Source organism: Rhizobium leguminosarum bv. trifolii WSM2297, assembly GCF_000271845.1.
Genome location: NZ_JH719395.1, coordinates 1,027,801 through 1,047,707 on the forward strand (window position 1 = coordinate 1,027,801; position 19,907 = coordinate 1,047,707).

The following is a 19,907-nucleotide window of genomic DNA, read 5'->3' on the forward strand; positions in this document are numbered from 1 at the left end:
TCAGGCTGCCGCGCCGATGATGTCGGCATAGCCGTTGGCTTCCAGCTCATGCGCCAGCGTCTTGTCGCCCGACTTGATCACCTGACCCTTGTAGAGCACGTGAACCGTATCCGGCACGATATAGTCGAGCAGGCGCTGGTAATGGGTGATGACGACGACGGCGCGATCCGGCGAACGCAGCGCGTTGACGCCGTCGGCGACGATCTTCAGCGCGTCGATGTCGAGGCCGGAATCGGTTTCGTCGAGCACGCAGAGCTTCGGCTCCAGCAGCGCCATCTGCAGGATCTCGGCGCGCTTCTTCTCGCCGCCGGAGAAGCCGACATTGAGCGGCCGCTTCAGCATCTCGGTATTGATCTGCAGCTTGCCCGCGGCATCCTTGACCCGGCGCATGAAATCCGGCGTCGTCAGTTCGTCTTCGCCGCGCGCCTTGCGCTGCTCGTTCATCGCCACCTTCAGGAACTGCATGGTGGCAACACCCGGGATTTCGACCGGATACTGGAAGGCAAGAAAGACGCCCTTGGCGGCGCGTTCGGCCGGATCGAGCTCGAGAATGCTCTCGCCGTTGTAAAGAATGTCGCCCTCGGTGACTTCGTAATCGCTGCGGCCCGACAGCACATAGGAGAGCGTCGACTTGCCGGAGCCGTTCGGCCCCATGATGGCGGCGACTTCGCCGGCCTTCACCGTCAGGTTCAGACCACGGATGATCTCGGTGCCGTCTTCGGCGATACGAGCATGAAGGTTCTTGATTTCAAGCATCTTGTTTTTCCTATTCATAAAGCGGCTTAAAGGGCCGCCCAATTGACCGTTCGCACCGGTCTCGATCCGTCATCCTCGGGCTTGTCCCGAGGATCTAAGCCTTCAAATGTAACCGCCCTATCGTCGATGCGACTTTCCGCATACGTGCGCAGATCCTCGGGACAACCCGAGGATGACGGGCCTCGCATTTTAGCCCACCGAGCCCTCAAGCGAGATGCTGATCAGCTTCTGCGCCTCGACCGCGAATTCCATCGGCAGTTCCTGCAGGACTTCCTTGACGAAGCCGTTGACGATCAGCGCGATCGCTGCCTCGGTCGGGATGCCGCGCTGCAGGCAGTAGAACAGCTGGTCCTCGGAGATCTTCGAGGTCGTCGCTTCATGCTCGAACTGCGCCGTCGAATTCTTCGCCTCGATGTAGGGCACGGTATGGGCGCCGCACTTGTCGCCGATCAAGAGCGAATCGCACTGCGTGAAGTTGCGCGCGTTCGACGCCTTGCGGTGGGCCGAGACCTGGCCGCGATAGGTGTTGTTGGACACACCGGCGGCTATGCCCTTGGAGACGATGCGGCTCGACGTGTTCTTGCCGAGATGGATCATCTTGGTACCGCTATCGATCTGCTGATGGCCGTTCGATACGGCGATCGAGTAGAACTCGCCGCGGCTGTCGTCGCCGCGCAGGATGCAGGACGGATATTTCCAGGTGATCGCCGAGCCGGTTTCGACCTGCGTCCAGGAGATCTTCGAGCGGTCGCCGCGGCAATCGCCGCGCTTGGTCACGAAGTTATAGATGCCGCCCTTGCCTTCCTTATCGCCCGGATACCAGTTCTGGACGGTGGAATATTTGATCTCGGCATCATCGAGCGCAACCAGTTCGACCACTGCGGCATGCAGCTGGTTTTCATCGCGCTGCGGCGCCGTGCAGCCTTCGAGGTAGGAGACGTAGGCGCCCTCTTCCGCAATGATCAGCGTGCGCTCGAACTGGCCGGTGCCCTTCTCATTGATGCGGAAATAGGTGGATAGCTCCATCGGGCAGCGAACGCCCTTCGGCACGAAGACGAAGGAGCCGTCGGTGAAGACAGCCGAATTCAGCGTCGCGTAATAATTGTCCGAGGTCGGCACGACCGAGCCGAGATATTTCCGGACGAGATCGGGATACTCGCGGATCGCTTCCGAGATCGACATGAAGATCACGCCGGCCTTCTTCAGCTCCGCCTTGAAGGTGGTGACGACCGAAACGCTGTCGAAGACGGCGTCGACGGCGATCTTCGGCTTCTCGACGCCGGCAAGGATCTCCTGTTCGCGCAGCGGAATGCCGAGCTTCTCATAGACCTTGAGCAGCTCCGGATCGACCTCGTCGAGCGACTTCGGCCCCGGCGTGCTCTTCGGCGCGGCGTAATAATAGATGTCGTTGAAATCGATCTTCGGATAATCGACGCGAGCCCAGGTCGGCTCCTCCAGCGTCAGCCAGCGCCGGTAGGCTTCCAGGCGCCATTCCAGCATCCACTCCGGCTCCTGCTTCTTGGCGGAGATGAAGCGGATAATATCCTCGGACAGGCCCTTCGGCGCCTTGTCCATTTCGATGACGGTCTCGAAACCGTATTTGTACTGGTCGACATCGATCAGGCGGACCTGGTCGATCGTTTCCTGCACGGCAGCCATTTCGTTCTCCAATCTCGCCGGATACAAGGTCCGGCAGCTTGTAGCGTATGGGCAATTGTCTTGCCCCTGATGCCGGACAATTCCTTGTCCTGATGTAAGAGGCCAAAAGGGACTTTTCAGCCCGATTGGCAAGCAGAAATTTGCGTTTCCGCAAGTTTATGACGCGGTCAGGCCGCCTCGCCCGCCGACCTGCGACGACAGGCGATCTTCGCAAAAGCCGTTATCGCCCTGTCGATATCCTCTTCCGACGTCGAAAAGCCGAGCGAGATGCGGAGCGCCCCGAGCTTGGCGTCACGTCCCATCGCCGTCAGCACATGGCTTTCGCCGAGCCGTCCGGACGAGCAGGCCGAACCGGCCGAAAGCGCCACCCCTTCGAGATCGAAAGCGATCTGCCCGGTTTCCGCCTTCAGCCCCGGCAGGGTGAAGAAAATCGTATTGGCGACGCGCTCACCGCCCGCGCCGTGGATCATCACATCGGCGGCGGCCTGACGCATGCCGGTTTCCAGCCGCGCGCGCAACGCGCCGATTGCCGCATTGCGCGCCTCGAGTTCGTCGGCAGCCGCCTCCGCCGCCGCGCCGAAGCCGATCAGCGCCAGCGAATTCTGCGTCCCAGACCGGTGACCCCGCTCCTGCCCGCCGCCCTGGATCAGCGGCCGCGGCATCAGCGCCTCGCCGCGCGCAATCAGCGCGCCGGCGCCCTTCGGGCCGCCGATCTTGTGTGAGGAAACGATCACGAAATCGGCGCCGATCGTGCCGATATCGAGCCCGATGCGCCCCGCCGCCTGCACGGCATCGACGACGAAAAGCCCGCCATGGGTGTGAACGATCCTTGCCGCTGCCTCCACAGGCTGGACGATGCCGGTCTCGTTGTTGACGAGCATGATGGCGACCATCGGCAGGCCGGCGGCCTTGTCATGGGCATCGAGCAGAGTGGCGAGCGCATCCAGATCGACGATGCCGGCTTCCGTCACCGGAATCTCCGTCATCTTCTCCTTGGAGAAGCGGCCGCCTTCGCGCACCGCCGGATGCTCGATCGCCGAGAAATAGAGATGGCCGAGCCGCAGCGGCGTCCGGCCCATGCGGAAATCCGGCGTTAGCACCAGATTGGCGGCCTCGGTGGCGCCGCTGGTGAAGACCACATTGCCGGCGTCGGTGCCGACGAGAGCCGCCACTTTGCGCCGTGCGCCTTCGATGGCAGCGCGGGCGGCACGGCCTTCGCCGTGAACAGAATTTGGATTGCCGAAGATGTCGATGGCGCGCATGATCGCCTCGCGTGCTGCAGGGTGCAGCGGCGCTGTGGCATTCCAGTCGAGATAAAGGCGTGGCGGCGCCATGATCTTTCAGTCCTGCGCTTGACGAGCTTGCTTCAGCACCCGCGGTTCATTTTTCTTGAAATTTCCGCCGGGCTTGCCTTATGACACATTCCACGAAGCGTGGATCGCCATGCAAGTTTCGAATTGTTCTAAACTGCGTTTTAGAAAAGCTGACAACACTAGTCAAGTCATGTTGTCGTCCAACGCCGCGCGAACGCGAAATAAAACCCGGAGTACCAATGCCCGAAGTCATTTTCAACGGCCCAGCCGGCCGTCTTGAAGGCCGCTACCAGCCCTCCAAGGAAAAAAGCGCGCCCATCGCCCTGATCCTGCATCCGCATCCGCAGTTCGGCGGCACGATGAACAATCAGATCGTCTACCAGCTCTTCTACATGTTCCAGAAGCGCGGGTTCACGACACTGCGCTTCAATTTTCGGGGCATTGGCCGCAGCCAGGGCGAATTCGACCACGGCGCCGGCGAACTCTCGGATGCCGCTTCTGCGCTCGACTGGGTGCAGAGCCTGCATCCCGATTCGAAGACCTGTTGGGTCGCCGGTTATTCCTTCGGTTCCTGGATCGGCATGCAGCTCCTGATGCGCCGGCCAGAGATCGAGGGCTTCATGTCGATCGCCCCGCAGCCGAATACCTACGACTTCTCCTTCCTGGCGCCCTGCCCCTCCTCCGGCCTGATCATCAACGGCGAGGCCGACAAGGTCGCACCGGAAAAGGATGTCAATGGCCTGGTGGAAAAGCTGAAGACCCAGAAGGGCATCCTCATCACCCACCGCACCGTTTCCAACGCCAACCACTTCTTCAACGGCCAGGTGGAAACGCTGATGGGTGAATGCGAGGATTATCTCGACCGCCGCCTGAACGGCGAGCTGGTGCCGGAGCCGGCCGCCAAGCGGATTCGCTGACCTCATAACGCCGAATTTTATCCCAAACGGCACGATCCCGGCCGTCTGGGCGATTGTGCCGGAACAGACCACCTACCGTGTTGCAATATATATTGCAGTGCGGTAGGGTCCTCGCGATCCTAACTAAAGCGAGGTCCGCAATGACCAAGTCGTTCGGGGAAGTCCTGGATAAGTATAGGGGTATCGGTCCGGGGTTCGACTTTCTTCGAATTGGGCTCGCCTTTTCTATCGTACTGACCCATTCCTTTTTGCTGACAAGGAATGATGCCTTCATCAGAGGCTCGATATTCTGGTTTACCGAATACGCTCTTGTTCCGATGTTTTTCGCCTTGAGCGGATTTCTCATCGCCGGCAGCGCCCAGCGTCTGAGCCTGCGGAATTTCCTGATCAACCGCGGCTTGCGCATCGTGCCGGCACTGGCCGTCGATATCGTCGTCTGTTCGCTGATCATCGGGCCGATCGTCACCATCGTCTACCACGCCGACTATTTTACCGATCCGCGGTTTTTCAAATATTTCCTGAATATCGTAGGCTGGATCCATTACGAGTTGCCCGGCGTCTTCCAGGATAACCCGAGCCAGCGAGTCAACGGCGCGCTCTGGACGGTTCCTTGGGAGATCTTCTGCTACATCATCATGTCGTTGCTGATGGTCACCGCCATCGTGAAGACACGGTACAAGCTGCTTGGCGTGACGATTGCCTACATCTTCATCGGCCTCGTCATCCAGAAGATGCCCTATCTGCTGCCCGGCTCGATCAAGCCGATCGCCCGTTTCCTGTTCATGAGCCGGGGCTCGCAGCTGATAACGGCGTTCATGATGGGCATTGTCGCCTTTCAGTTCAAAGCGGTCATTCCGCATTCGCGCTGGATCTTCGCCGCCGCCTGCCTGGTTTGCGTCGTCGCCATTCTCACTCTCGACAGCCGCGCGACCGAGTCGGTGCTCAACCGGCCGATCGTCATCACCTCGCTCGTTTACATCACCGTCTTCATCGGCCTGTCGGAAGTGCCCATTCCTGTTTTTTTCAGGAAGGGCGATTATTCCTACGGCGTCTACCTCTACCATGATCCGTTCTTGCAGATTTGGATCAGCTCGTTCCCGACGGTCTTTCTCTACCCAAAATATGGTGCGTTGGCGCTCTATCTCGTCGGCCTGCCCTCGGCTCTCGCCGTCGCGGTGCTATCTTGGCATTTCATCGAGAAGCCGATCCTCGGCCTTCGCAAAAAGTTCTCGTTCATCGCTCAAGTCAGGGGCGTCGAGGATGGCAATCAGGCTGGGCGCGGATCTAATGTCCGGCCAGTCGCCGCAAAAAGTTAAGCCCTGCCGGCCGCATATCGGCGGTGAGCTCGAAAGCCAAGCCAGGCATTCCATCGATCAGGATCGGCCCGCGTTCGCACATGCCGATCTTCCTAAGGACGCGTTGCGAGGCGGTGTTTTCGGGATGGGTGAAGGCAATGAAGCCTGAGGCAAACCGCCGGTCGAAGAACCAGTCGGTCAGCGCACCCGCCGCTTCCGTCGCAAGGCCCTTGCCCCACGCTTCCTCGCACAGGGAATAACCGAGTTCGAATTCTTCGCTCCTGAACCGCGAAATCCCGGCGCGGCCGATGAAGCTGCCGTCTTCGGCGATGAGCTTGTATTTGGTCGTGCCGTCGCGTGCCTGCTCCTCGAACCAGCCCTGCAGCCGCTCTTCGGCCTTCGCAAGGCTCCACGGCGCATTGCCGGAAAGATACCGGGTCGTCGCCATCGTCGAATGCAGCCGCTGCACCAGGGCTGCATCGCCCTCGTCCCACATGACGAAGGTCAGTCGCGGCGTCTTCAGGATGCCCCGCTCGCTGGTCATGGCGTTGCGAGTACCCCACCGCCGACGGGAGCGCCGACGCCCGTCGTGCCGGGAAACGTCAATGGCAATCCGTCCAGCGAGCGCACAGCCAGATAGGCCCAGGCCTCGGCCTCCATCGCGTCGCCGTCGAAACCGGCCTGCTCTGCGGTCAAGACCGTCGATCCCAGCGCTTTTGCCATGGCCGAAAACTCCGCCATCAGAGTGGCGTTCAGCCGCCCGCCGCCGCAGACGATATAGGTCGACGGCGTCTCAGGCAGGAAACCGGCGGATTTGACGATCGCGGCGGCAGCGACATGCGCCAGCGTCCGGGCGCCGTCCTCAAGGCTCGCCTCCTCCGGTCCAAGCGGCGCGAAATCGCCGCGGTCGAGTGAACGGCGAACATTGCCGCGGAAGAACGGGCTGGCGAGATACCGTTCCGCCAGATCGGCCACGACCTTGCCGCGCCCGGCGATTTCGCCGCCGGGATCGTAGGTTCTGCCGGTCTGCATCTCGACCCACTGGTCGATCAGCGTATTGCCCGGCCCGCTGTCGAAGGCCGATAGCCGCCCGTCGGTGCCGATGAAGGTCAGATTGGAAATGCCGCCGATATTGACGAAACAGACCGCCTGTCCCGCCTGCTGGAATTTTCCGGCAAGGGCTGCGTGATAGGACGGCACCAGCGGTGCGCCCTGGCCGCCATGAACCATATCGTTGGCGCGCATATCGTAGACCACCGGCAGACCGGTTCTACTGGCGAGTTGCTGCCCATCGCCGATCTGCATCGTCAATCCCTCATCAGGGCGATGAAGCACCGTCTGGCCATGGAAGCCGAGAACGTCGACGGCATCGGCAGAAATCTCGAAACGTTCCCGGAATGCCGTAACGGCAGTTGCATGCCGCTCGGTCAGTTCTCGCTCGATATCGCGAAGTTCGGCGGGCCGCTCTTTCCGGTCGCGCAGCGGCCGCGCCAGTTCCAGCGCCCGTTTCAGCCGCCCACGAAAATCGGCCTCATAGGGCACGCCCATGAACGGCCCGCGTTCGATGAAGCCGCGGCCGTCGGTCCTGATCAGCGCAACGTCGATTCCATCCATCGACGTGCCGCTCATCAGGCCGATCGCAGTCCTGATGACATCCATGAGACTTGTCTCCCGTGCGATTCCCGGATGCACTTTGATAAAAACAGTGCTAAACGCGCCGCGACAGATCAACAACAACGAACTTGCGCGAGCCCCAAAGGTCGAGCGCAAACACCAAGAGACGAAGGCCATGTCCGAGTTCAAGTCCGATTTCCTCCGCACGCTGAAAGAGCGCGGCTTCATTCATCAGATCTCTGATGAAAGCGGCCTCGACGATCTGTTCGCCAAGGAAACCGTGACTGCTTATATTGGCTTCGATCCGACGGCGCCCAGCCTGCATGCCGGCTCACTGATCCAGATCATGATGCTGCACTGGATGCAGAAAACCGGTCATCGCGCCATCTCGCTGATGGGCGGCGGCACCGGTATGGTCGGGGACCCCTCCTTCAAGGAAGAAGCGCGCCAGCTCATGACGGTGGATACGATCGAAGGTAACATCGCCTCGATCAAGCGCGTCTTCTCCAATTATCTGAACTACGGCGACGGTCCCAAGGACGCGCTGATGATCAACAACGCCGAATGGCTGCGCTCGCTGAATTACCTGGAGTTCCTGCGCGATGTCGGCAAGCACTTCTCGGTCAATCGCATGTTGTCCTTCGACAGCGTCAAGACGCGTCTCGACCGCGAACAGTCCCTGTCTTTCCTGGAATTCAACTACATGATCCTCCAGGCCTATGACTTCGTCGAGCTTGCCAAGCGCTATGATTGCCGCCTGCAGATGGGCGGTTCGGACCAGTGGGGCAATATCGTCAACGGTATCGATCTCGGTCACCGCATGGGGACTCCGCAGCTCTATGCATTGACATCGCCGCTGCTGACCACATCGTCGGGCGCCAAGATGGGCAAGTCGGCGACCGGCGCCATCTGGCTGAATGCCGACATGCTCTCGGCCTACGATTTCTGGCAATACTGGCGCAACACCGAGGACGCCGATGTCCAGCGCTTCCTGAAGCTCTACACGACGCTGCCGATGGATGAAATCGCTCGTCTTTCGGCGCTCGGGGGATCTGAGATCAACGAGGTTAAGAAGATCCTTGCGACCGAGGTGACGGCGATCCTGCACGGCCGCGAAGCCGCTGAACGGGCCGCCGAAACGGCGCGCAAGACCTTCGAGGAAGGCGGCCTCTCGGAAAACCTGCCGTCGGTCGACGTGCCCGCTTCCGAACTCGACGCTGGCATGGGCCTGCTGTCGCTGATCGTTCGTGCTGGCCTTGCCTCGTCGAATGGCGAAGCTCGCCGTCACGTCCAGGGCGGCGCGGTGCGCATCAACGACGAAGCGGTCAGCGACGAGCGCCGCATGATCGGCAGCAACGAAATCACCGCGGACGGTGTCATCAAGCTCTCACTGGGCAAGAAGAAGCACATCCTGATCCGCCGCGCCGCGTAAGCGGCTTCAAATCCGAATGGATATCAAAGCCGGCGTCAGCGCCGGCTTTTCTTTGCCCGACTCCTGAGTTGGAGCGCATCCCTCACTCAACTCCAGGCTGAGACGTCGCGTCCGATCGTTCGGCCTCGCGGAAAACATAGGGTGGCGGATTGACGTCTGGGGCGGGCGTCACGCGTGACCACCACCTGATCGAGAAGGTCGGCGGAGTCACGGTCGCATCAAGAGGAACCGTCAGCACATGGGCGGAACGGAGGAGCTCCGGCGGCCTCAACCGCCCGCTCTTTTCTGCGGCATATGAAGCAGCGCCGCCAGCGGCAGCGGCGATCATTGCGGCCGGTATGAAAGAGACTGTCCAAGCGCACTGCATGGCATCCTCCGACATTGCCCGGCGTTATCAACTGGCCGGGGTCCACATTACATCAGAGTTCTCTAAAATAATCAAAGGATCAATGTCCGCCTTGTGCGGATAGGTCGGCACCAGCCAGCAGGACGCGCAACAATCGTTACCTGTCGGAACCTTTTCCGTCCGCCGGGATTTGCGACCAGATTGGATTGGAGCGGCTATGATCAACGACCTCTGGTATAAGAACGCTGTCATCTACTGCCTGTCCGTCGAAACCTTCATGGATGCGAACGGTGACGGCGTCGGTGATTTTCAGGGGCTGATGCGGCGTCTCGATTATCTCTCCGGCCTTGGCGTGACCGCGATCTGGTTGATGCCGTTCCAGGCATCGCCCGGCCGCGACGATGGTTATGACGTCTCCGATTATTACAACGTCGACCCACGTTACGGCTCGCTCGGCGATTTCGTCGAATTCACCCACGGCGCCAAGCAACGCGGTATCCGCGTGCTGATCGATCTGGTGATCAATCATACCTCCAAGGACCATCCATGGTTCCAGGATGCCCGAAGCGATCCGGGCTCGCGTTATCGCGACTGGTACGTCTGGTCTGAGAAGAAGCCTGCCAATGCCGATCAGGGCATGGTCTTTCCCGGCGTCCAGAAGACCACCTGGACTTATGACGACAAGGCAAAGGCCTATTATTTCCACCGCTTCTACGATCACCAGCCGGATCTCAACACCTCCAACCCGGAGGTGCAGGCCGAGATTCTCAAGATCATGGGCTTCTGGATCCAGCTCGGCGTCTCCGGCTTCCGGATGGATGCCGCCCCCTTCATCATCGCGACGAAAGGCGCCGATGTCGCCAAGCCGGTCGAGCAGTTCGACATGCTGAGAAAGTTTCGCGAATTCCTGCAATGGCGGCTGGGGGATTCCATCATCCTCGCGGAGGCCAACATCCTGCCGAAGGACAATTTCGAATATTTCGGCGACGATGGCGACCGCATGCAGATGATGTTCAACTTCCAGGTCAATCAGGCACTGTTTTATGCCTTCGCCAATGCCGATACGCGGCCGCTCAAAAAGGCGATGGAGGCGACGAAACCGCGACCGGCAACCGCGCAATGGGGCCTGTTTCTCCGAAACCATGATGAATTGGATCTCGGACGGCTGTCGGAAAAGCAGCGCGACGCGGTCTTTGCCGCTTTCGGGCCTGACAAGGACATGCAGCTTTACAACAGGGGCATCCGCCGTCGCCTGGCGCCGATGCTCGGCGGCGACCGCCGCAGGATCGAGATGGCCTACAGCCTGCTGTTCTCGCTGCCGGGAACGCCCGTCATCCGCTACGGCGACGAGATCGGCATGGGCGACGATTTAGACCTGCCGGAACGTGACTGCGCCCGCACGCCGATGCAGTGGTCGACGGAACCGGAAGGCGGTTTCACCAAAAGCAGAAAGCCCGTCTCGCCCGTCATCAAGGATGGACCCTACGGCTTCCAGCACGTCAATGTCGCCGAACAGCGGCGCGATCCGAACTCCCTGCTGAACTGGACCGAGAGGATGATCCGGATGCGCAAGGAGGCCCCGGAGATCGGTTGGGGCGACTTTTCCATGGTCGACACCGGTGACGACGGCGTGCTGGCGCTTCGTTACGACTGGCGCGGCAATTCCGTATTGATCCTGCACAATCTGCATGCGCAGCCGGCCGAGGTGAGCTTCGATATTGATATGGGTGAAGACGGCCGACAGTTGATCGATATTGCCGACGGCGCGAGCAGCGAGGCGGACGAGAGAGGCTTACATTACGTGGTGCTCGATGCTTACGGCTATCGCTGGTATCGCGTCGGCGGCCTCGACTATCTCCTCAGGCGCAAGGAGATTTAGGTCCTCGGCTCATCACTGGAATTCGAAAATCTGCCGGAAGACACCCGGTGCGATGATCGACAGCGGATTAATCTGCAGATTAGGCTTGTCGAAATTGCCGGTGAGCTTGAAGGTGATGCCGATCAGGCCGCGGTCGCTGCCATTGCCGAGAATGACCCCGATCAAGGGCAGTTCGGCAAAGAGCCGGTTGAGGCCGTAGGCCGGCATGAAGGTGCCGGTCATGTCCATATTGCCCTTGCGGTCACGCACGACGCCCTGGAATGTCGCGCCTATCTGGTCGCCGCGCAGCACTCCGTTCTCGATGCCGACCATGCCATTGCGCGAGACGACACGGGCAAAGCCGCGCTGAAAGCGCTGCGACGAGGTATCGATGTCGCGCTTGACGGCTTCGTTGAGGCTGCGCTGCTCGTTTCCGACGGGCGTCGAAACGATCGAGCGCAGCCGTTGTTCGTTGACGATCGAGAAACGGCGCACGTCGAGCGAGCCGTCCCAGCCGCCCTGTGGCGAAAGCCGGATTGCCAGATTGAGCAGGCCGCCCTGCATGTGCTGGTAGAGATCGGCGAAACGCGATACCGCACCGGCATCACCGCTGGTGATGTTGATGACGCCGCCGTCCTTCATCTGGCTGACCACGGCCTCGCCGCTGTCGGTCACGGCAGAAAAGTTCAGCGCTTGCAGCTTGTCGCCGCGCAGTGACACCTGCGCCTGGAAATTGCCGATCTTCTCATCGTTGAAGCCGATGACGTTTTTCAGCCTGGCGCGCACCGATACGCCGGTGTCGCCGGCTTCCCCGTCATTATCGTCACCGCCGGAGCCCGATTTCAGCCGCGCGATAACAGGCCGCGCATCGGCGCTGTCGCCGGAGACCGAGACGTCGAAATTGCCCTTGCTGCGCTTCACCGACAGGGCGAAATCGTCGAGCGAGGAGAGTTTGACGCTATCGAAATCGGCCGAGATCAACCCGCCTTTGCCGATGTTCATCGATCCGTTGGCGCCGAAACCGTCGCCCTTCAGCCGGAAATTCTTGATCTCGGTATTGTCGGCCGGACCGGATGTTTCGAATTCGGCCGTCGCCGCAATGCCGCTGCCCTTCGACCAGCCGATCCATGGCAGGTCGAGTTGCGACTTGGTGAGGTCGAGCTGGACGTCCTGCCGGTCGTCGTCGATCCGCGTCAGCACCATCTTGACGCTGCCGCCGATGATGCCGGAGAGGCCGGGTATCAGCTTGTTGCGCTGGTCTTCGGACAGCGTCGCGGTGATCACCCGCTGCCGCTTCGCACCGTCGGATGCCTCGACCGGTTCGGCAAGATCGATATCGGCCGGGACGCCATCGATCTGCGCCTTGGCGTCGAGCGTGATCTGTTTCGGATTGCCGTTCAGCGTCCCGTCGAGATTGCTGATGGTGCGGCCGGAAAACGGCTTGGCAAGATCAATATCGGTAAGCTTCATGGCCGCCGTCCATTCGGCCGGCGGCGGGTTCTGCGAGGAGAGCAGGCCGAAATGCGCCTTCACATTCGCCTCGATCCGCCCCTTGAGATCGTCGGGCGTAAAGCCGGCGCGCTGCAGCACCCGGATCGGCCTGTAGGTCAAAAGCTCGCCGACGGCATCCGCTGAACCCGAGATCGCGAGATCGATATCGGCCATGAGCGGCTTGTCGTAGGTGGCGGGTAAGATGAATGTACCTTGCCCGAGACCGACGGACCGGCCGGAGGGGAAAAACGACGTGCCGCTCTTGATCGCGATCGTCGCAGCCGGGCCGAGCAGGTCGAAATGGGCCGCCATGTCGCGAACCGGCGGAATGTCACCGGCGATGTTCATCCGCGCATCCGCGATGTCGAAGCCGATGCGGATCTGGTTGGCGTCGAGCTTCAATCCCTTGCCGCCGGCTGCCTCGTCGAGCCTGCCGAAGGGAATGAAGACGGAGATCGAGGCGTTGGTAACGGTGCCGCCGAAGAGGTTGCCGTGTACCCAGGTGCGCACCTTGGGCGCCATCCAGAACGGCCAGAGCTGCTTGATCGCCGTCGTCTGCAACTGTGCCGACTGGCCGGCAAAGCTGATCTCCGGCGATTTACCCCCGAGCTTGACGTGCAGTGCCCCGTATAGCGCGCCGAGCGGGCTGGAGACGGTCATGTTGGGAAACAGGAATTCCCGCCCGGCGACCAGGTAGCGCCCCGTCGCCTGGATATCGAAGGAGAGCGGCTGCTCGCCGGAGCCGCCGGGAGCTGCCGTGCCGCCGCTGACCAGCAGGTCGATGCCGAAGCCCTTGCCGGCCTGCGGGTCGATCTTGTCGAGATCGATCAGCGCACCGTTGATCGGAACCGTGGTCGCGCCGAACCGGGCGTTCGACCGGGCGATTTCGAGGGTCTGCTTGGCGAAATCATAGACGAGGTTGATCTGCCCGCCCGACAGCTCCTGCGCATCGCCGTCCGCAAAAATCAGGCCAGGATCGATGTCCACCGTCGCCGCCAGCGCCGGCTGCACGCCATCGCGCCCCCTGGTGGCCGATACCGTCAGGTCGGCAAAAGCGTTGAGCCCCTGCCGGATCACGCCCTGATCGTTGCGCTTCAACGCAAAGGGCGTGAGGTCGGCATGTTTGAGCGTCGCCACCACCTTCGACACATGGCCGGCTTCCTTCTCGGCCAGCACGTCGAGCTCGGCCACCTCGCCGTTGAGCGCGACTTCGCCGGTCAACTGCAGTGAGGACGGCCCCGCATGAGCAAAGACCAGATTGTCGACGACCAGCGACAGCGGGCCGTTGGCGGTGTCGGCGAGCTTGATGTCGATGCCGGAGATGCGTACGGAACTGGTCGAGCCGCGCGTGACGACACTGTCGAACATGTCGAACTGCGAGAAGATCTTCTCCATCGCCGCCGGCATGGCATCGATGCGCAGGTCATCGAGCTTGACGGGATCGCCGGAGGGCAGAAGCCCGGTATCAAGCGCAATATCGTCGGCTTCGATGTCGGTGACGGCGATGCGGCCGCGGAAAAGCTGCAGCGGATCGAGCCCCAGCCGCACCGAACCCGTCGTCGACAGGTGCTGGCCGCTCTGCTCATCAATCATGTTGACGTTGCGCGCTTCCAGCGCCAACCGGAAGTCCGAGGTAAAGCGGATGACGGTGGAGCCGACCTCGGCGCGGTAGCGCGGTCCGGCCACGCCGTTCAGCGCCGCCTGCGCCTGCTGCGATAGCGGCTTGTCGAACATGCCGCTCTCGACGGTGAAGACGATCGCGGCGAGAACAAGGAGAATCACGCCCAGAAAGCCTGCGGTCAGCTTTACTGTGCGCCGCACCCGCGAACGCGGCGGCGGGCAATGGACGATGATCGGATCCTCGGCCTGGGCGGACGGCAAGCGGTCCAGCGCAACGATATCCTTCTTGCGAAACGTGACCTTTTCGCCGCGGATGGCTGACATGCGCCTTCGGGCTCTCCCTTTAAGTGAAGAATTGAACCCGGCCATGCTGGACGGGTTTCCATCCACTATATAATTCGGGGAGAGAAAGTGTCATCCACAAACCCGGCAAAAGAAAGGTTTTCCCAATGGCGGTTCCCGGCATCGGCGCCACGGCTCCTGATTTCAACCTTCCCCGCGACGGCGGCGGCCGCGTTTCGCTGGCCGAATTCCACGGCCGGGCGCTCGTGCTGTTCTTTTATCCCAAGGACGACACCACAGGCTGCACCGCCGAATCGCTGGCTTTCACAGCGCTGGCAAGCGAGTTCGAGGCGGCGGGCGCGGTCGTCATCGGCATGTCGCCCGATTCGGCTGCCTGCCATGACAAGTTCATCAGGAAGCACCGTCTTTCGGTGGCGCTCGCCTCGGACGAGGAAAAGACCACGCTGCAGGCTTACGGCGTCTGGAAGGAAAAGAGCATGTACGGCCGCAACTTCATGGGCGTCGAGCGCACCACTTTCCTGATCCGCCAGGACGGCACGATCGCCACCATCTGGCAGAAGGTGAAGGTGCAGGGCCACGCCGAAACCGTGCTCGAGGCCGTGCGGAACCTGGCCGCGTGACCGGAGATCTGGCGATAACGTCGCTGCGCGGCGGCGCCATCGATGCCATTTGCTCCGCCGATCTCGACCGCAAGACGGCGCTTGCGCAGGAAAGCGCCACCCGCTGGTTTGAACGCCGGGTGTCGTTGCGCTCGCCGCTCGATGCAGCGTTGCCGGAGAGGCCCGGCCGTCCCGACAGGCCGGTGCTGACGCCGCCGACCCAGGTGGAAAAGCGCTCGCTGCATACGCTGAAAGGCCGCATCGCCCTGCTCCATGCCATCGCCCATATCGAGCTCAATGCCGTCGATCTGGCGCTTGATATTGTTGCGCGATTCGCCACCGAGCAGGTGCCGAATTCCTTTTTCGACGGCTGGATGCAGGTTGCCTTCGAGGAGGCCAAGCATTTCCGCATGGTGCGCGCCCGCCTGAACGATCTCGGCGCCGATTACGGCGATCTTCCCGCCCATGACGGGCTCTGGCAGGCGGCCCATTCGACGCGCAACGACCTGACGGCAAGGCTCGCGGTCGTGCCGCTGATTCTCGAAGCCCGCGGCCTCGACGTCACGCCGTCGCTGCAGGCCAAGATGCGCCAGACCGGCGATCTGGAAAGCGCTGCCGTTCTCGACGTCATCTACAACGACGAGAAAGGCCATGTCGCCGTCGGCGCCAAATGGTTTCGCTTCCTCTGCGCCCGGGAGAAGCGCGACCCGGCAAAAGCCTTCCAGGAGCTGGTGCGCGCCAATTTCCGCGGGCCGCTGAAGCCGCCCTTCAATGATCTCGCCCGCGCCGAGGCCGGGCTGACCCCGTCTTTCTACCGCTCGCTCGCATCGATCAGCCATGCCTGAAATAACTGGCATTTCTGACGCGCATAGCGATAAGGAAAGCATTCGTTAACCATAAACGTGTCTAATTTTCCGAAAGAGGCGTAGCGCATCAATCGGGAGAGCCTGCGTGAACAGCGGACATCAGCACCGGGTATTCGGCAGGCGGGCGCAGGAACATATCCTGATCCTGGCAAGCGGCGACAAGGTCCGCCACATGACGGTTCGGCCGTGGATGGCAGCGCTTGCCTTCTGCTTTGTCAGCGTCTTCTCGATCGGCTATCTCCTCGCCACCTCCTATCTCGTGCTGCGCGACGACCTGATCGGCGCCACCATGGCCCGACAAGCCCGCATGCAGCACGACTATGAAGATCGCATCGCAGCCCTTCGCGCCCAGGTCGACCGCATCACCTCCCGCCAGCTTCTCGACCAGCAGGTGGTCGAGGATAAGGTGGACAAGCTGATGGAGCAGCAGATGGCGCTGACCTCGCGCCACGGCAAGCTCGACAATCTGCTCGACCGGGCTGAAAGCTCCGGCCTGACGGAAAAGGACGGCGCCCCGCCTGCCCCGTCGTCACCCGTTCAGTCCTTTGCCCCCGACATCAAGGACAAGCGCGCTTCTCTGACCGGTGGCGGCATCGAGGCGATCGAAAAACAGCTGGCGATCGGCGCCCCTGCCGATGCGACGCCCGATAACTCGACGCTTGCCTATGTGCCGTCTGCTGAGACCGTCGGCGACCGCGCCGACCGCATCTTCTCCAATGTGACGCTGTCGCTGAAGGGTGTCGAACAGGATCAGCGCAACCGCGTCGAGCAACTGACGAGCGACGCCGGCAATGCCGCCAATGCCATCGGCAATGTGCTGACCCGCTTCAAAATTCCGGTGCCTGAGGAGGTTGCGGCGCGACAGGACGACGATGCCGTCGGCGGCCCCTATGTCGAGCCTGAGAGCAACGACGATTTCAACAATTCGCTGGCAGCGCTCGACGGCGCGCTGACCCGGCTTGAGGCCGTGCGCAGCACCGCCGAATCCCTGCCCTTCCGCAACCCCGCCATCGGCAAGGACGTGACCAGCCCCTTCGGCAATCGCCGCGACCCTTTCCTCGGCCGCCTCGCGCTGCATTCCGGCATCGATTTCCGCTTCTCGCCTGGTGAAAAGATCCGCCCGTCGGCGCCGGGCAAGGTCATTGCCGCCGGCTGGACCGGCGGTTACGGCAATATGGTCGAAGTCGATCACGGCAATGGCATCTCGACCCGCTACGGCCATATGTCCCAGGTGCTGGTCAAGGTCGGCGACACAGTCGGCCGCAGCGACGTCATCGGCCTTGCCGGCAGCACCGGACGCTCAACCGGCACGCATCTGCACTATGAAGTGCGCCAGGACGGCCATGCGGTCGATCCAGTATATTTCATGAATGCCGGCCTTAAACTCGCCACCTATATCAAGTAACAGCCGTCAGGTAACCATCGCTTCACTCTGTACAGGGTGCGGCCTCTCTATTTCTTGACTTGCCGGCCATTCGGGGCTATGTCGCGCTGCATTGCGGCATGCAATCCCGCCGACTCGTTCAGAGCTCGGCCGAACCGGAACGGAAACAGTTTTCCCTTTGACGACATTCGCTGACCTTGGCTTGAGCCAAAAAGTGCTATCCGCCGTGACCGACGCGGGCTACACGATACCCACGCCTATTCAGGCGGGAGCCATTCCGTTTGCGCTCGAGCGTCGCGACATTTGCGGCATCGCGCAGACCGGCACCGGCAAGACGGCATCCTTCGTTCTGCCGATGCTGTCGCTTCTCGAAAAGGGCCGGGCCCGCGCCCGCATGCCCCGCACGCTGATCCTCGAGCCGACGCGCGAACTCGCCGCCCAGGTCGCCGAGAATTTCGAAAAATACGGCAAGAACCACCGTCTCAACGTCGCCCTTCTGATCGGCGGCGTTTCCTTTGAAGACCAGGATCGCAAGCTTGAGCGCGGCGCCGACGTGCTGATCTGCACGCCCGGCCGCCTGCTCGACCATTTCGAGCGCGGCAAGCTTTTGATGAGCGGCGTCGAGATCCTGGTCATCGACGAGGCCGACCGCATGCTCGACATGGGCTTCATTCCCGATATCGAGCGGATCGCCAAGATGATCCCGTTCACCCGCCAGACGCTGTTCTTCTCGGCAACCATGCCGCCGGAAATCCAGAAGCTCGCCGACCGCTTCCTGCAAAATCCCGAGCGCATCGAAGTGGCAAAGCCCGCCTCGGCCGCAAAGACCGTGACGCAGCGCTTCGTCGCCTCGCACAGCAAGGATTACGAGAAGCGCGCGGTTCTGCGTGAACTCGTCCGTGCCCAGACCGAGCTCAAGAACGCCATCATCTTCTGCAACCGCAAGAAGGATGTTGCCGATCTCTTCCGGTCGCTGGAGCGCCACGGCTTCTCCGTCGGCGCCCTGCATGGCGACATGGATCAGCGCTCCCGCACGATGACGCTGCAGAGCTTCCGTGACGGCAATCTCCAGCTGCTGGTTGCCTCAGATGTCGCTGCCCGCGGCCTCGACATTCCCGATGTCAGCCACGTCTTCAATTTCGACGTGCCGATCCATTCCGAGGATTACGTCCACCGCATCGGCCGCACCGGCCGAGCCGGCCGTTCGGGTGCATCCTTCACGCTCGTAACCAAGCGCGACAGCAAATTCGTCGATGCGATTGAAAAGCTGATCGGCGAAAAGGTCGAATGGCTGAGCGGCGATGTGAACTCCCTGCCGCCGGCAGAAGAAAGCGCTGACAGCGAGCGCCCGCGGCGCAACAGCCGCGATCGTGGCGCAAAGAGTGAACGCGGCGACAGGGATCGTGGTCGCGGACGCGGCAATCGCACCGCCGCGGGTCATAAATCTGATAACGACATACAGGATAATGACGTTCAAGTGATCCAGGCAGCACCAGTAAAGGCCGACATCGTGAAGCACGAGCGCAAAGCAGAGCAGAAGCCGCAAAACAATGCGCGCAACAGCCGGCCCTATCCGGCAAACGATGACAGCCGCGATCGCCGCCGCCATCGCGACCACGACGACGGCCCGACCCCGGTCGGCTTCGGCGACGATATCCCTGCCTTCATGCTGATCGCCGGCAGCGCCAAGGTCTGAGCATCCAATGGGTAAGCCCGGTCTCGATTTCCCGGGTTTCGGCGTCGGCCTGGTCATTCTGCGCGACGCGAGGATCCTCCTCTATAAACGCGTGCGTGCACCGGAAGCCGGCTACTGGAATATCGTCGGCGGCAAGGTCGACCATATGGAGCCGGCCGAACAAGCTGCGCGTCGCGAGGCCGAGGAAGAAACCGGCCTCAAAATCGGCCGGATCGAGCGGATCGGCATGACCGAACAGATCATCGATACCGACCGCCAGCATTGGATTTCGCTTCTCTATCTCGCCCGCGACGTCGATGGCGAGCCGCAACTGACCGAACCGGACAAGCTTTCCGATTTCGGCTGGTTCCCGCTGACGGATTTGCCGGAACCGCTCTCGGCCTTCACCAAGGCGGCGATATCTGCCCTGCCTTCAGCCGAATGCAGTCAGCTATCGGCCCTCAGCGACGCCTCATAGGCAAGCCGCACCCATTTCGCCATCAGATCGGGATCGTCATAAGCCTCGTCGGGGATCGACCAATAGGGCATTTTCAACGGTTTGCCCTTCTTGCCCTCATAGGTCCATTGCGTGGCGCCGGCGGCGGCAAATTCCTGGGCGCTCGTCTGATCGGCCTTTAGCAGCATCTCGTCGCGCACTTCGAGCGCGATGATGCGCCCGAGATGATAGATGCCCTTGCCGCCGAACATCCGCTTGACCGTGACCGGGCCGAGCCCCTGAAACATTTCCTCGATGCCGGCATTGTCCATTCGCTAGTCCC

The 19,907-nt window shown here is 61.6% G+C and carries 17 protein-coding genes; 9 read left to right on the forward strand and 8 right to left on the reverse strand.

What is annotated here, in order from left to right:
- The 3 genes from sufC to RLEG4DRAFT_RS20310 all read right to left on the reverse strand — a co-directional run bounded on the left by sufC (position 1) and on the right by RLEG4DRAFT_RS20310 (position 3,749).
- Positions 1–756 (reverse strand): Fe-S cluster assembly ATPase SufC, encoded by a 756-nt coding sequence (sufC, locus tag RLEG4DRAFT_RS20300; RefSeq protein ID WP_003579497.1) that lies wholly within the window; start codon positions 754–756, stop codon positions 1–3.
- A gap of 189 nt (positions 757–945) precedes the next feature.
- A complete protein-coding gene (gene sufB / locus RLEG4DRAFT_RS20305) occupies positions 946–2,415 on the reverse strand; it encodes a Fe-S cluster assembly protein SufB (protein WP_003568892.1) in 1,470 nt (489 codons plus the stop codon).
- 167 nt (positions 2,416–2,582) lie between these two features.
- A complete protein-coding gene (locus RLEG4DRAFT_RS20310) occupies positions 2,583–3,749 on the reverse strand; it encodes a cysteine desulfurase family protein (RefSeq protein WP_003579499.1) in 1,167 nt (388 codons plus the stop codon).
- A gap of 218 nt (positions 3,750–3,967) precedes the next feature.
- Here RLEG4DRAFT_RS20310 and RLEG4DRAFT_RS20315 point away from each other — a divergent pair, with 218 nt between their 5' ends.
- Positions 3,968–4,645 carry an alpha/beta hydrolase gene (locus RLEG4DRAFT_RS20315; RefSeq protein ID WP_003568896.1) on the forward strand — a complete coding sequence of 226 codons (678 nt, stop codon included), beginning with the start codon at positions 3,968–3,970 and terminating at the stop codon, positions 4,643–4,645.
- Positions 4,646–4,785: 140 nt separating this feature from the next.
- Positions 4,786–5,961, forward strand: a complete 1,176-nt coding sequence (locus RLEG4DRAFT_RS20320; protein ID WP_003579501.1) for an acyltransferase family protein — start codon at positions 4,786–4,788, stop codon at positions 5,959–5,961.
- On the opposite strand, the gene RLEG4DRAFT_RS20325 is transcribed toward RLEG4DRAFT_RS20320, so the two are convergent.
- The gene (locus RLEG4DRAFT_RS20325; protein WP_003579503.1) at positions 5,930–6,484 is read right to left on the reverse strand and encodes a GNAT family N-acetyltransferase; all 555 of its coding nucleotides are present in this window, start codon (positions 6,482–6,484) and stop codon (positions 5,930–5,932) included. The two genes, RLEG4DRAFT_RS20320 and RLEG4DRAFT_RS20325, sit on opposite strands and share 32 nt — an antisense overlap.
- The gene (locus RLEG4DRAFT_RS20330) at positions 6,481–7,599 is read right to left on the reverse strand and encodes an anhydro-N-acetylmuramic acid kinase (protein ID WP_003579505.1); all 1,119 of its coding nucleotides are present in this window, start codon (positions 7,597–7,599) and stop codon (positions 6,481–6,483) included. The genes RLEG4DRAFT_RS20325 and RLEG4DRAFT_RS20330 overlap by 4 nt, the downstream gene beginning before the upstream one ends.
- A 130-nt stretch (positions 7,600–7,729) precedes the next feature.
- Between RLEG4DRAFT_RS20330 and tyrS the strand changes: the two genes are divergently transcribed.
- Positions 7,730–8,986: a tyrosine--tRNA ligase gene (gene tyrS / locus RLEG4DRAFT_RS20335; protein ID WP_003579507.1), complete on the forward strand. Its 1,257-nt coding sequence runs from the start codon at positions 7,730–7,732 to the stop codon at positions 8,984–8,986.
- 82 nt (positions 8,987–9,068) lie between these two features.
- Here tyrS and RLEG4DRAFT_RS47115 read toward each other — a convergent pair whose 3' ends face one another.
- A complete protein-coding gene (locus tag RLEG4DRAFT_RS47115; protein WP_003579509.1) occupies positions 9,069–9,353 on the reverse strand; it encodes a hypothetical protein in 285 nt (94 codons plus the stop codon).
- A 196-nt stretch (positions 9,354–9,549) separates the two neighbouring features.
- Between RLEG4DRAFT_RS47115 and RLEG4DRAFT_RS20345 the strand changes: the two genes are divergently transcribed.
- Positions 9,550–11,211, forward strand: coding sequence for an alpha-amylase family protein (locus RLEG4DRAFT_RS20345; RefSeq protein ID WP_003579511.1), 1,662 nt, complete (start codon positions 9,550–9,552; stop codon positions 11,209–11,211).
- 12 nt (positions 11,212–11,223) lie between these two features.
- Here RLEG4DRAFT_RS20345 and RLEG4DRAFT_RS20350 read toward each other — a convergent pair whose 3' ends face one another.
- Positions 11,224–14,625 carry a DUF3971 domain-containing protein gene (locus RLEG4DRAFT_RS20350; protein ID WP_003579512.1) on the reverse strand — a complete coding sequence of 1,134 codons (3,402 nt, stop codon included), beginning with the start codon at positions 14,623–14,625 and terminating at the stop codon, positions 11,224–11,226.
- A gap of 125 nt (positions 14,626–14,750) precedes the next feature.
- Between RLEG4DRAFT_RS20350 and RLEG4DRAFT_RS20355 the strand changes: the two genes are divergently transcribed.
- The 5 genes from RLEG4DRAFT_RS20355 (at position 14,751) to RLEG4DRAFT_RS20375 (ending at position 19,606) form a co-directional block, all read left to right on the forward strand.
- Positions 14,751–15,224, forward strand: coding sequence for a peroxiredoxin (locus RLEG4DRAFT_RS20355; RefSeq protein WP_003568907.1), 474 nt, complete (start codon positions 14,751–14,753; stop codon positions 15,222–15,224).
- Positions 15,221–16,048 carry a ferritin-like domain-containing protein gene (locus tag RLEG4DRAFT_RS20360; RefSeq protein ID WP_003579514.1) on the forward strand — a complete coding sequence of 276 codons (828 nt, stop codon included), beginning with the start codon at positions 15,221–15,223 and terminating at the stop codon, positions 16,046–16,048. The genes RLEG4DRAFT_RS20355 and RLEG4DRAFT_RS20360 overlap by 4 nt, the downstream gene beginning before the upstream one ends.
- 106 nt (positions 16,049–16,154) lie before the next feature.
- Entirely contained in the window at positions 16,155–17,474 is a 1,320-nt protein-coding gene (locus RLEG4DRAFT_RS20365; protein WP_003579515.1) for a peptidoglycan DD-metalloendopeptidase family protein, read from the forward strand.
- 157 nt (positions 17,475–17,631) lie between these two features.
- Complete coding sequence (locus tag RLEG4DRAFT_RS20370; RefSeq protein ID WP_003579517.1) at positions 17,632–19,149, forward strand: DEAD/DEAH box helicase; 1,518 nt, start codon at positions 17,632–17,634, stop codon at positions 19,147–19,149.
- Between the two features lie 7 nt (positions 19,150–19,156).
- Entirely contained in the window at positions 19,157–19,606 is a 450-nt protein-coding gene (locus tag RLEG4DRAFT_RS20375) for an NUDIX domain-containing protein (protein WP_003579518.1), read from the forward strand.
- Here the strand turns inward: RLEG4DRAFT_RS20375 and RLEG4DRAFT_RS20380 are convergent.
- On the reverse strand, positions 19,576–19,896 hold the full coding sequence (locus tag RLEG4DRAFT_RS20380) for a TfoX/Sxy family protein (RefSeq protein WP_003579519.1): 321 nt from the start codon (positions 19,894–19,896) through the stop codon (positions 19,576–19,578). The two genes, RLEG4DRAFT_RS20375 and RLEG4DRAFT_RS20380, sit on opposite strands and share 31 nt — an antisense overlap.
- Positions 19,897–19,907: the final 11 nt, after the last annotated feature.